General features: G+C 67.9%; 12 protein-coding genes. 8 read left to right on the forward strand and 4 right to left on the reverse strand.

Annotated features, from left to right (window positions below):
- Positions 1 to 141: 141 nt before the first annotated feature.
- A complete protein-coding gene (locus tag ADY59_RS43585) occupies positions 142 to 534 on the reverse strand; it encodes a bacteriocin fulvocin C-related protein (protein ID WP_049576057.1) in 393 nt (130 codons plus the stop codon).
- 150 nt (positions 535 to 684) lie between these two features.
- A complete protein-coding gene (locus tag ADY59_RS43590; RefSeq protein WP_049576083.1) occupies positions 685 to 1,716 on the reverse strand; it encodes an iron-containing alcohol dehydrogenase family protein in 1,032 nt (343 codons plus the stop codon).
- A 410-nt stretch (positions 1,717 to 2,126) separates the two neighbouring features.
- On the opposite strand from ADY59_RS43590, the gene ADY59_RS43595 reads away from it, so the two are divergent.
- The gene (locus tag ADY59_RS43595; RefSeq protein WP_049576087.1) at positions 2,127 to 2,375 is read left to right on the forward strand and encodes an SCO4226 family nickel-binding protein; all 249 of its coding nucleotides are present in this window, start codon (positions 2,127 to 2,129) and stop codon (positions 2,373 to 2,375) included.
- Positions 2,376 to 2,426: 51 nt separating this feature from the next.
- Here ADY59_RS43595 and ADY59_RS43600 read toward each other — a convergent pair whose 3' ends face one another.
- Positions 2,427 to 2,645 (reverse strand): cold-shock protein, encoded by a 219-nt coding sequence (locus ADY59_RS43600; RefSeq protein WP_049576059.1) that lies wholly within the window; start codon positions 2,643 to 2,645, stop codon positions 2,427 to 2,429.
- Between the two features lie 101 nt (positions 2,646 to 2,746).
- Between ADY59_RS43600 and ADY59_RS43605 the strand changes: the two genes are divergently transcribed.
- Positions 2,747 to 3,241: a hypothetical protein gene (locus ADY59_RS43605; protein ID WP_156326108.1), complete on the forward strand. Its 495-nt coding sequence runs from the start codon at positions 2,747 to 2,749 to the stop codon at positions 3,239 to 3,241.
- A 3-nt stretch (positions 3,242 to 3,244) separates the two neighbouring features.
- On the opposite strand, the gene ADY59_RS43610 is transcribed toward ADY59_RS43605, so the two are convergent.
- On the reverse strand, positions 3,245 to 3,721 hold the full coding sequence (locus ADY59_RS43610) for an ATP-binding protein (RefSeq protein WP_049576065.1): 477 nt from the start codon (positions 3,719 to 3,721) through the stop codon (positions 3,245 to 3,247).
- A 232-nt stretch (positions 3,722 to 3,953) separates the two neighbouring features.
- Between ADY59_RS43610 and ADY59_RS43615 the strand changes: the two genes are divergently transcribed.
- From ADY59_RS43615 to ADY59_RS43640, 6 genes are all read left to right on the forward strand, one after another.
- Entirely contained in the window at positions 3,954 to 4,820 is an 867-nt protein-coding gene (locus ADY59_RS43615; protein ID WP_049576066.1) for a helix-turn-helix domain-containing protein, read from the forward strand.
- 149 nt (positions 4,821 to 4,969) lie between these two features.
- On the forward strand, positions 4,970 to 6,349 hold the full coding sequence (gene tig / locus ADY59_RS43620) for a trigger factor (RefSeq protein WP_049576069.1): 1,380 nt from the start codon (positions 4,970 to 4,972) through the stop codon (positions 6,347 to 6,349).
- Between the two features lie 176 nt (positions 6,350 to 6,525).
- Positions 6,526 to 7,158, forward strand: coding sequence for an ATP-dependent Clp protease proteolytic subunit (locus ADY59_RS43625; protein WP_049576072.1), 633 nt, complete (start codon positions 6,526 to 6,528; stop codon positions 7,156 to 7,158).
- A gap of 11 nt (positions 7,159 to 7,169) precedes the next feature.
- Positions 7,170 to 7,793: an ATP-dependent Clp protease proteolytic subunit gene (locus ADY59_RS43630; protein ID WP_049576074.1), complete on the forward strand. Its 624-nt coding sequence runs from the start codon at positions 7,170 to 7,172 to the stop codon at positions 7,791 to 7,793.
- A 183-nt stretch (positions 7,794 to 7,976) separates the two neighbouring features.
- Complete coding sequence (gene clpX / locus ADY59_RS43635; RefSeq protein ID WP_049576077.1) at positions 7,977 to 9,260, forward strand: ATP-dependent Clp protease ATP-binding subunit ClpX; 1,284 nt, start codon at positions 7,977 to 7,979, stop codon at positions 9,258 to 9,260.
- Between the two features lie 25 nt (positions 9,261 to 9,285).
- On the forward strand, positions 9,286 to 11,907 hold the full coding sequence (locus ADY59_RS43640) for a valine--tRNA ligase (protein WP_082310858.1): 2,622 nt from the start codon (positions 9,286 to 9,288) through the stop codon (positions 11,905 to 11,907).
- Positions 11,908 to 12,339 lie beyond the last annotated feature (432 nt).

The following is a 12,339-nucleotide window of genomic DNA, read 5'->3' on the forward strand; positions in this document are numbered from 1 at the left end:
CAACTCTGGCCTTGGACACACCACCCACGCTGTTGACCAAGGCGGTTGCCTATGTCCCGAGACACACTCTGTTGAAGTTTCCTATGTCTTGCGACATGAGTTTCCTATGTCCTGAACCAGGACACTGTCGCCCCGACCAGCTCAACGGCCACTCCCTGATCGGGAGTGGCCACGCGGCTCCGCCTGCTCGGGGCCGAGGGCCGCCATGAGCCGGCGGGCCTCGTCCCTGCCGAACGCGGAGATGGCGGCATCGCCGAGCCGGGCGAGGTCCGGATGCGGTTCGCTGAGCGGCGCGAAGGTCGCTTCGTCGCTGACGATTTCTTCGACCTCGTCGAGTATGCGTTGCTGCTCCGCGGTCAGGTCCGCATGCGCGGCGCGGTACCGGGACAGCTGCTCTGCCCAGAAGCGGCTGCGTGTCCGTGGCGAGAGCTCTTGGTAGATCGCGCGTCTCCGGGCCATGGGATGGGCGATGAACTCGTCGTAGGTCTCAGGGAGACGATCGCCGCCGCCTGGCCGAGGCAGCTCTTCGTCCATGATCTCCTCCTGAACGAGAAGGCGCTTCCCCGGATCATCCCATGGGGGATGCCGGTCGTCGCGCGCTGTGTCGCAGCAGCCGCGGCGAGCGCGGTCCGCCTCGCCGCAGCGGATGACGCCACGACTCCGTCAGCGCCGGCCCGCGGAGGGTCAGCCGAGCGACGTGACGTAGGCCTCGACGTGGTCGGCGAGCTGGGACTCGGACAGGTTGAGGTGTTCGAGGATGGTGTACCTGCCCGGCCGGGTCTGCGGCGCGAACGCCACAGCCTTGGCGAAATCGGTGTGCGACAGGCCGAGCTCGCCCGGGGTGCGCGGCAGCCCGTGCCGCCTCAGACAGGCGGAGATCAGCTCAACCTTGTCCTCGTCCCGGCGCAGGAATGTGCAGAACAGCGCACCGACTCCGGCGAGTTCTCCGTGGCTGGCCGTACCGGGGTAGAGCTCGTTGACGGCATGCATGATCTCGTGGTCGCCGCCGCTGGCCGGTCTGCTCGACCCTGCTACGCCCATCGCCATTCCGGACAGGATCAGCGACTCGGCCAGCACGGTGAGGAATTCGTCGGTGCGAGCCTGTCCCGGCTGGTGCAGGACGGCCAATGCCGCCGATCTGGCCATCGCCACTGCCAGCCCGTCGATGTGCTCGCCGGCTTCGGCAGCGGCCAGTTCCCAGTCGGCCACCGCGGACAGGTCGCTGATCGCGTCGCCGATCCCTGCCGTGGAAAGCGACGCCGGCGCGGATCGGACACGATCGAGATCAACCAGGACGGCCGCCGGCATGACCACGCCGTAGGAGCCTGTGCCCGATTCGTGGCGCAGCGCACTGACCGGTGAGGCTATGCCGTCGTGGCCCAGGCTCGTGGTCACCGCCACCATCGGGATGCCCGCCATGTGAGCGGCGAACTTGGCCACGTCGATGGTCTTGCCGCCGCCGATACCCGCGATCGCCTCGAACCGGCCGGCCCGTAGTCGCTGCCCGAGCTCCACGGCGGCCGCAAGGGTGCCGTCGGGAATGCGCAGCACCTCGGCCCCGTCGATCTGCAGTTCTTCGCAGATTCCGTCACCCTGGCTGGGGCCTACGGCGACGGCCACCCTGCCCTGCCGGGCGATTTGCAGGTCGGTCAGCAGCGTGCCGAGGCTGGCGACCGCACCGGCCCGGACGTCGATGAACATGGGGGCGGAAAGCATGCGGGCCAACAGCGGCATGGTTGTCCTTGTCCTCGTACCGGATGTCGATGTCACAACGCGAACGAGCCGATGAAATCCCCGAGGCCAGCAGCATGCAACGATCTTGGTACGGGAGTGCCCGGCATGATCACGCTTGGTCTGATCACAAGCGGGTGACACCGGTGCTTCGCCGGTGCGCTCGGTCACGGCGTCGCGGGGGTGCCCGGAAGAGCTGCCGAAGCACGTCGCGCGCGAGGCACCCTGGCCTCGTCCGGCCCCGCCCCGGCGGCCGGCGCGAAGATCGGGCCTGCCCCTCCTCGCCTGCTCGGTGGCGCGGAGCGTGGCGACACAGCAATCCTTTGGGGGATTGATGGGTGTTTGGCGTCACATGCCCTGCCTACCCTGAAGGGGAGATGCCCGAGGAGGACCCCATGACCAAGTTCATCGACGTCCATCACGGCATGGTCGGCATCACGGCGGACCAGCTCAGGCAGGCGCACGAGGCCGATCTCGCGATCCAGGGCGAGGAGGGCGTGAGCTTCGAGCGCGCCTGGGCCGACCCCGATCAGGGCTTCGTCTACTGCTTGTCGGAGGCGCCCAGCGCCGAGGCGCTCCAGCGCATCCACGAGCGGACCGGCCACCCGGCCGACGAGGTCCACCCGGTGCCGTTGAGCGTCTGACCCGGCGCCCCGGGGCGAACGAAGGCAGTCACCCAGCGGTGATCCCGCGGCTCAGACCGCCCGCACGTCCGTCGCGACGAAGTCGTAGCCGTCCTGCGGGCGCTGGACGATCTCGAACGTCACGCGCTCACCCGCCTCCAGGCTCCGGTACCCCTCGGCGACGATGTCGCTGAAATGCGCCCAGGCGTCCTGCCCCGCGGGCAGGTCGGGTGAGGAGATGACTCCCCACCCCTGTTCCGCGTGCCATACCTTCACCGTGCCCTCCGCCATGCGGACATCCTGGCACGACGATCGGGCATCCCCTGTACGGGGGAGGCCGATGGCACCCGGGCGGGAGGTGGCGGGGTGGCCGGATCGCGACCATGGGATCCATGCCTGCCAACCTCGTGACCCCCCGCTGGGCGGTGTGGGCCGCCCACGCCGCCGCCCTCGTCGCGCTCCCGTCCGGGCTGTGGCGGATCGGCCTGGTGCTCGGCTTCCCGCTCGGCTACACCGAGCAGGGCCTGCGGGAGCTGGTCGGGCCGGGAATGGCGGGCCCGGTCCACATGGTGGCGCTCAGCGTGCTGACCGAGGGGGCGGGCCTGCTCACGCTCGGCCTGGTGCGGTCCTGGGGTGAGGTGGTCCCGCGATGGGTCCCGTACGCCGGCGGCCGGGTGATCCCGCGCCGGGTGGTGCAGGCGGTCGCCTGGACCGGCGTCGCGGTGCTGACGGTGCTGTGGACGCCGTTCCTGTTCTGGTGGACGGTGCCGCACGACGACATGACGGCCGCCGGGCACGTGGCCGTCGGTTTCCTCTACCTGCCACTGGTGGCGTGGGCGCCGCTGCTAGCCGCCGTCACGCTGGCGTACCGGCGGCGGACGCGCTGAGGCTCAGGGCTCGGTGCGGAACAGGGCCCAGACGGCCTTGCCGCCGCGCGCCAGCGGGTCCCAGCCCCAGCACTGGCTGTAGGTCTCCACGATGTAGAGGCCGCGCCCGTTCTCGGAGATGAAGTCGGGCTCCTTGGGCGTGGGCACGTCGTCGCTGGGGTCCGCCACGGCCAGCAGGACGTGCGGCGCCACGCGCATCAGCAGCAGCGTGATCTCCCGCCGGCCCTGGGCGTACATAGCGTAACGGACCGCGTTCGTCACGAGCTCCGAGACCACGAGCGCGGCGTCGTCGCTGAGCTCGGACAGCCCCCAGCCGCTCAACGTGGTACGGGTGACGTCCCGGGCGGTCTTCACCGAGTCGGCCTGGAAGGGCAGCGGGCACGCGGTGGTGTACGGCTTGCCCGAGGTGAGCAACTGGTCGAAGCCCACCTCACGGGTGATCTGCAGGCAATCGGCAGTGGCCAGAGGATCCTCCACCATCCCGCCGATACCTCCCAGTCGCCATTGGTTTAGTGCATGTTTGGCCCAATATGCACTAGGCCATCATGGGTCACGATCCCGTGTCGCTGCAAGACCCAAATGCACGTGCATGTGCAATGTGCAGCCGCATGAGCGATTTCCGCATACGTATCCGAATCGGACACCAGGTTGAGACCTTGTCATACCCGGCAAACTGATGTCACTGTGTGTGCGGACCTTGATAGGAGGCAAAGTGACGCAGAACCAGCCGGGTTCCGGGCCTACGGCGCTGCGCATCCTCCTGGGCTCCCAGCTGCGCAGGCTCAGGGAAAGCAGGGGCGTCACGCGCGAGGAAGCGGGACACCTCATCCGGGGGTCAGAGTCCAAGATCAGCCGCATGGAGCTGGGCCGGGTCGGGTTCAAGGAGCGCGACGTGGCCGACCTGCTCACGCTGTACGGAGTGGTCGACAACGGGGCCCGCGCCGCCGTGCTGGACCTGGTCGCGACCGCCAACGAGCCCGGCTGGTGGCACCGCTTCAACGACATCCTCCCCACCTGGTTCCAGGCGTACGTCGGCCTGGAGGAGGCCGCCGCCCGGATCAGGACGTACGAGGTGCAGTTCGTCCCCGGACTGCTGCAGACCAAGGAGTACGCGCGCGCGGTCGTCACGGCGGGATCCGCCGGCGTCGGCGCGGAGGAGATCGCACGGCGGGTCGACCTGCGGCTCGAACGCCAGCGCGTGATCGACAGGCCCGACGGCCCGATCTTCTGGGCGGTGATCGACGAGGCCGCGCTGCGCCGCCCCATCGGCGGCGCCGAGGTGATGCGGGCCCAGCTGGAGCATCTCATCGACCTCATGCGCCAGCCGAACATCACGATCCAGATCATGCCGTTCAGCTTCGGCGGCCACAGTGCCGAGGGCGGCGCGTTCAGCATCCTGCGCTTCCCCGACAGCGACCTGCCCGACGTGATCTACGTCGAACAGCTCGCCAGCGCCCTCTACCTGGACAAGCGTGAGGACGTGGACCGCTACACGGAGGTCATGGAGCGGCTCTGCGCCGTCAGCACGACCCCCGATGAGACCACCGAGCTGCTGCGCGTCATCGCCGAAGAGTTCTGAGAGCTGCCTGCTCTGCCCTAGACTGACGAGCGGCGTTTGGATCCGCCGTGGCGGAGCATGCCCGGCGCCGACTACGTGGGCGCGGCGCGCGAGCCGTACCGAATGGACGCGCCCGCGATCACCAGAAGCTTGATCAAGGAGACCACCCCGTGAAGACCGCTGTCGAGGAGCTCAGCCCGACCCGGGTGAAGCTCACTGTCGAGGTGCCGTTCGACGAGCTGCGCCCGAGCATGGATGCGGCGTACAAGAAGGTCGCGCAGCAGGTGCGCGTCCCCGGGTTCCGTCCTGGCAAGGTCCCGGCCCGCATCATCGAGCAGCGCTTCGGCCGGGCGGTAGTGCTGGAGGAGACCCTCAACGACGCGGTGCCCAAGCTCTACGGCCAGGCCGTGGAAGAGGTCGACGTGTTCCCGGTCAGCCAGCCTGACATCGAGGTCACGAAGATCGAGGACGGTGAGCAGATCGAGTTCACCGCCGAGGTCGACATCCGGCCCAGCTTCGACGTCCCCGAGTACCAGGGCGTCGAGGTCACCGTCGACCCCGCCGAGGTCTCCGACGCCGACATCGACGCCCAGCTCGACCAGCTGCGCCAGCGTTTCGCCACGCTGACCGGTGTCGAGCGCGCCGCCGCGTCCGGCGACTTCGTCGTCATGGACCTGCGTGCCGAGATCGACGGCCGCAACATCGAGGAGCAGCAGGCCAGCGAGGTCTCTTACGAGGTCGGCGCCGGCTCCGTGCTGCAGGGCCTGGACACCGCCCTCGAGGGCATGTCCGCGGGCGAGGAGAAGAGCTTCAAGACCGAGCTCGTCGGCGGTGACAACGCCGGCGAGGAGGCTGACGTGATCATCAACGTCAAGTCGGTCAAGGAGAAGGTCCTGCCCGAGCTCGACGACGAGTTCGCCCAGCTGGCCAGCGAGTTCGACACGCTCGACGAGCTCAAGGAGAGCATCCGCGAGCAGGCCCGCCGCAACAAGCTCATCGAGCAGGTCGTCCAGGCCCGCGAGAAGGCCCTCGACACGCTGCTCGACAAGATCGAGATCCCGATCCCGGACAGCGCGCTCAAGGCCGAGGTCGACGCCCGCAAGCACAACCTCAACCACCAGGTCGCCGAGAGCGGCCTGAGCCGCGACGCCTTCTTCCGGCTCTACCAGACGACGGAGGAGGAGCGTTTCGCCGAGTTCGAGACCAGCTCCGCCAAGGCGATCAAGGTCGGCTTCGTGCTCGACAAGATCGTCAAGTCCGAGGAGCTGGGCGTCAGCGAGCAGGAGCTGACCAACTTCGTGGTGCGCCGCGCCATGGAGATGGGCGTCCAGCCCAACCAGCTGGCCCAGCACCTGGCCGACAACGACCAGCTCACGCTGGCCATGGTCGAGATCGTCCGTGACAAGGCCAAGTCCGTCGTCGGTGACGCCGCCAAGGTCGTCGACACCGAGGGCAACGAGGTCGACCTCAAGGCCATCTACACCGAGATCAACGGTGAAGAAGTCGTCGAGGAAGGCGCTGACGACGCCGAGGAGAAGGCCGAGGCCTGATCCCGCCCCCGCGCACCGAAGCCCCCATGCCCCCCGCGGCTTGGGGGCTTCGCGCGTGCGGGAGACCCGACCTGCGCCGTCAGCGAACAGTACGTGGACCGGGCATGACCTGGGGGCGGCGCGCGTTAGGGTCACAAGCAAAGCCCATCGACTACGACGCATCGGAAGGTGACGCTGTGACCAGCCCGCCGACCTTCTATCAGCCTGAGTCGCGAGGCCGTGAGAACGGCACGTCCTTCCGGCTTGAGGACCAGCTTTACCAGCGCCTGCTGCGTGAGCGCATCATCGTGCTCGGGCAGGAGGTCAACGACGAGATCGCCAACCGGATCTGCGCAGAGCTGCTGCTGCTGGCGGCCGACGACCCGGACCGCGACATCAGCCTCTACATCAACTCGCCGGGCGGCTCCGTGAGTGCCGGCATGGCGATTTACGACATGATGGAGTACGTGCCCAACGACGTCTCCACCGTGGTGATGGGCATGGCGGCCTCGATGGGGCAGTTCCTGCTCTCGGCGGGGGCGCCGGGCAAGCGCTTCGGGCTTCCGCACGCCCGCGTCATGATGCACCAGCCCTCGGGCGGCATCGGCGGCACCGCGGCCGACATTGCCATCCAGGCCGAGCAGATGCTCTATGTGAAGAAGACGCTGGCCGAGCGGATCGCCTTCCACACCGGCCAGCCGCTTGAGCAGATCGAGGCCGACTCCGACCGCGACCGCTGGTTCACGGCCGAAGAGGCCAAGGACTACGGCTTCATCGACCATGTCGTGCGCAGTGCTCGGCAGGTGCCCTCGCAGGGCCCGGTTTCCTAGGGGTATCTACTGTGAACATCGAAAGCCGCTACGTGCTCCCGCAGTTCACCGAGCGCACGTCCTACGGGACCAAGACCATGGACCCGTACACCAAGCTGTTCGAGGATCGCATCATCTTCCTCGGCGTGCAGATCGACGACGCCTCGGCCAACGACGTCATGTCGCAGCTGCTGACGCTGGAGTCGCTCGACCCCGACCGTGACATCAGCATCTACATCAACTCGCCCGGCGGGTCCTTCACCGCCATGACGGCGATCTACGACACGATGCAGTTCGTCCGGCCGGAGATCCAGACCGTCTGCCTCGGCCAGGCCGCCTCCGCGGCGGCCGTGCTGCTGGCCGGCGGCACCCCGGGCAAGCGGTTCGCGCTGCCCAACGCCCGGGTGCTGATCCACCAGCCGTCCACCGAGGGTGGCGGCCAGGGCAGCGACATCGAGATCCAGGCCCGCGAGATCCTTCGCATGCGGTCCCTCCTTGAGGACATCGTGGCGAAGCACTCCGGGAAGTCCTCTGCCGAAGTCCGCAAGGACATCGAACGCGACAAAATTCTCAACGCGGACGAGGCAAAGGCGTATGGTCTGATCGACGACATCATCCCGTCCAGGAAGAAGCGAGCTCAGGCCGTCGCTTCCTAGACGAGACGACCCGCACCGGAGCGGTGCCCAATAGGGCACGTTCCGGTGCGACTCGCCGCTAGGGGGCTCACTGAGGGCCCAGAAGACGGTAACGTCGAAACCTGAGCGGTTCGGCCTAGTCCGGAGGATGTCCGGCGACACTGCTCGGTGAGCAGGGCGGTCCCACGCAAAGGAGTATCTGGGGTGGCACGCATCGGCGACGGGGGAGACCTGCTGAAGTGCTCGTTCTGTGGAAAGAGCCAGAAGCAAGTCAAAAAGCTCATTGCCGGTCCAGGCGTCTACATCTGCGATGAGTGCATCGATCTCTGCAACGAGATCATCGAGGAGGAGCTCTCCGAGTCCTCCGAGCTCAAGTGGGACAACCTGCCCAAGCCGAGGGAGATCTTCGAGTTCCTCGACGCCTACGTCATCGGTCAGGACAAGGCGAAGAAGGCCCTCTCGGTGGCGGTCTACAACCACTACAAGCGGGTGCAGTCCGGTGACCGGGGCAGAGACGACGGCCTGGAGCTGTCCAAGAGCAACATCCTGCTGCTGGGCCCCACGGGCTCGGGCAAGACGCTGCTCGCCCAGACGCTGGCGAAGATGCTCAACGTGCCCTTCGCCATCGCCGACGCCACCGCGCTCACCGAGGCGGGCTACGTCGGCGAGGACGTCGAGAACATTCTGCTCAAGCTCATCCAGGCCGCCGACTACGACGTCAAGAAGGCCGAGACGGGCATCATCTACATCGACGAGGTCGACAAGATCGCCCGCAAGAGCGAAAACCCGTCGATCACCCGCGACGTCTCCGGTGAGGGCGTGCAGCAGGCGCTGCTGAAGATCCTGGAAGGCACCACCGCCTCGGTGCCCCCGCAGGGCGGCCGCAAGCACCCGCACCAGGAGTTCATCCAGATCGACACCACCAACGTGCTGTTCATCTGCGGTGGCGCCTTCGCCGGTCTCGAAAAGATCATCGAGTCGCGCATCGGCAAGAAGGGCATCGGCTTCAACGCCGTCATCCGCTCCAAGGAAGAGATCGACTCGGTCGACATCTTCGCCGACGTCATGCCCGAGGACCTGCTGAAGTTCGGCATGATCCCCGAGTTCGTCGGCCGGCTGCCGGTCATCACCTCGGTGCACAACCTCGACCGCGAAGCGCTCATCCAGATCCTCACCGAGCCGCGCAACGCCCTCGTCAAGCAATACCGCAAGCTCTTCGAGCTCGACGGGGTCGAGCTGGAGTTCACCGACGACGCGCTCGAGGCGATCGCCGACCAGGCGATCCTGCGCGGCACCGGCGCCCGCGGCCTGCGCGCCATCCTGGAGGAGGTGCTCCTGTCGGTCATGTACGAGGTACCGTCCCGGCAGGACGTGGCCCGCGTGGTCATCACCCGCGAATCGGTCCTGGAGCACGCCATCCCGACGCTCGTCCCGCGCGACCAGCTCGCCGCCAAGCAGCAGCGCACCCCGCGCGAGAAGTCGGCCTGAGCCGCCGCGACAGCGGCAACGCCCCATGGACGCGGTCCGTGGGGCGTTTCCCTTTCCCGCCTCCCTAGAATTGGTCACTGTGACAACGCCAGAGCTGCCTACCCAGTACACCCCGGCCGACGTCGAGACCCGGAGCTACGAGCGATGGGTGTCCGAAGGCTACTTCCACGCCGACCCGGGCAGCTCGCGGGAGCCGTACAGCATGGTCCTGCCCCCGCCCAACGTCACGGGCGTGCTGCACATCGGGCACGCGCTCGACCACTCCGTCCAGGACGCGCTGAGCCGGCGCGCGCGCATGCTCGGTCACGAGACGCTGTGGCTGCCCGGCATGGACCACGCCGGCATCGCCACGCAGAACGTCGTCGAGCGCAAGCTGGCCGCCGAGGGCCTGTCGCGCCACGACCTGGGCCGTGAGGCGTTCGTCCAGCGGGTCTGGGAGTGGAAGGAAGAGTCCGGCGGCCAGATCCTCGGGCAGATGCGCAAGCTCGGCGACGGCGTCGACTCGGCGCGCGAGCGCTTCACCATGGACGAGGGGCTCTCCCGCGCCGTCCAGACCATCTTCAAGAAGCTCTTCGACGACGGGCTGATCTACCGCGCCGAGCGCATCATCAACTGGTGCCCGCGCTGCCTGACCGCGCTGTCCGACATCGAGGTGGAGCACAGCGAGGACGAGGGCGAGCTCGTCTCGATCCGCTACTCCGACGAGATCGTGGTGGCCACCACCCGGGCCGAGACCATGCTCGGCGACACGGCGGTGGCCGTCCATCCCGCCGACGAGCGCTACCAGCACCTGATCGGCACCATGGTCGAGGTGCCGCTCACCGGCCGCATGATCCCGGTGGTCGCCGACGAGCACGTCGATCCCGCCTTCGGCACCGGCGCGGTCAAGGTCACGCCCGCGCACGACCCCAACGACTTCGAGATCGGCCGCCGTCACTCGCTGCCGTCACTGACCGTCATGGACGAGCGCGGCGTCATCACCGCGCACGGGCCGTTCGAGGGGCTCGACCGGTTCGAGGCGCGGCCCGCCGTCGTCGCGGCCCTGCGCGCCGAGGGGCGCATCGTCGCCGAGAAGAGGCCGTACGTCCACTCCGTCGGCCACTGCTCGCGCTGCAAGACCGTGGTCGAGCCGCGGCTGTCGCTGCAGTGGTTCGTCAACGTGGCGCCGCTCGCCAAGGAGGCCGGCGACGCGGTGCGCGACGGCCGCACCCGCATCCACCCGCCGGAGCTGGCCAAGCGCTACTTCGACTGGGTCGACGACATGCACGACTGGTGCATCTCCCGGCAGCTGTGGTGGGGGCACCGCATCCCGGTCTGGTACGGCCCGGGCGGCGAGGTCGTCTGCGTGGGCCCCGACGAGACGCCGCCGGCGGGCTACGTCCAGGACCCGGACGTGCTCGACACCTGGTTCTCCTCCGGGCTCTGGCCGTTCTCGACGCTCGGCTGGCCCGAGGCCACGCCCGAGCTGGCCCGCTTCTACCCGACGTCGGTGCTCGTGACGGGCTACGACATCCTGTTCTTCTGGGTCGCCCGGATGATGATGTTCGGCCTCTACGCGATGGACGGCGAGCCGCCGTTCCGGGTGGTGGTCCTGCACGGCATGGTCCGCGACCAGTACGGCAAGAAGATGTCGAAGTCGTTCGGCAACGTGGTCGACCCGCTCGACTGGGTGGAGCGCTTCGGGGCCGACGCGACCAGGTTCACGCTGCTGCGCGGCGCCAACCCCGGCGCGGACGTGGCGGTCAGCGAGGAGTGGGCCGCGGGCTCACGCAACTTCTGCAACAAGATCTGGAACGCCACCCGGTTCGCGCTGATGAACGGCGCGACCGTCGGCCCGCTCGAAGGTCTCACCCTGACCGCGGCCGACCGGTGGATCCTGTCCCGGCTGCAGAGCGTGATCACGACCGCCGACGAGGCGTTCGAGGAGTTCGAGTTTGCCAAGGCGTCCGATCTGCTCTACCACTTCGCCTGGGACGAGGTCTGCGACTGGTACCTGGAGCTGGCCAAGATCCAGCTGGGGGAGGGGCTGGAGCACACCCGGCTGGTGCTGGGGCATGTCCTCGACGCGCTGCTCCGCCTGATGCACCCGCTCATCCCGTTCGTCACCGAGGAGTTGTGGCGGGCGGTGACCGGGGGGCAGTCCATCGTCGTCGCCTCCTGGCCGCAGGCCGACCCGCGCTACTCCGACCCGGAGGCGGAGGCCGAGATCGACGCGCTGCAGGAGCTGGTGACCGAGGTCCGCAGGTTCCGTTCCGACCAGGGGCTCAAGCCCGGCCAGAAGGTGGCGGCGCGGCTCGCGCTGACCGGCACCCGCCTCGCGGGACAGGAGCTGGCCGCCCGATCGCTGCTGCGCCTCACCGAGCCCCCGGAGTCCTTCAGCCCCACGGCCAGGTTCGCCGTCGGCGGGGTCGGCGTCGAGATCGACACGGCCGGCGCCGTCGACGTGGTGGCCGAGCGCAAGCGACTGGAGAAGGACCTGGCTGTCGCGCGCAAGGAGGCCGCCCAGGTGGCCGGCAAGCTGGGCAACGAGCAGTTCATGGCCAAGGCGCCGGCCGACGTGGTGGCCAAGGTGCGGGGGCGCGCCGACCAGGCCGCCGCCGACATCGAGCGCCTCGAGTCCCAGCTGGCCGCGCTGGGTTTGAGCTAGCCGGACGAGGGGAAGGTTCATTCGTTACCGGGAATGGACCTTCCACGGTCTGAAGGCTGCTACAGTTTTCCACGCGGGGCGCTTCAGCCCCGACACCCCTTGCAACGGATCTCCGGGCAACCGGCCGTGTCAGAGCGTGATTGGACACGGCGCGAAAGTTCGGGTAAGTTATGAGGGTTGCCTCGGAAGGGGCGTCCGGAAGCTCCCGGATCGGGCGGTTTGACAAGAATCGTCCGGATCTGGTAAGCTAGCGGAGCTGAAACGAGCGCCTCCGGCGCTGAGACTACGGTCTCGGTCAAGGAAGTACGCGTCCGTTTCTTGAGAACTCAACAGTGTGTTAAAAGCCAGTGCATGAAGTTTTTCATGCAACACCTCGTCAAAGTTTTGACGGAGATTATGTTGCCTGGTATCAAACCTTTTTTGGAGAGTTTG

It is taken from the genome of Nonomuraea sp. SBT364 (assembly GCF_001083785.1).
Classification (GTDB): Bacteria; Actinomycetota; Actinomycetes; order Streptosporangiales; family Streptosporangiaceae; genus Nonomuraea.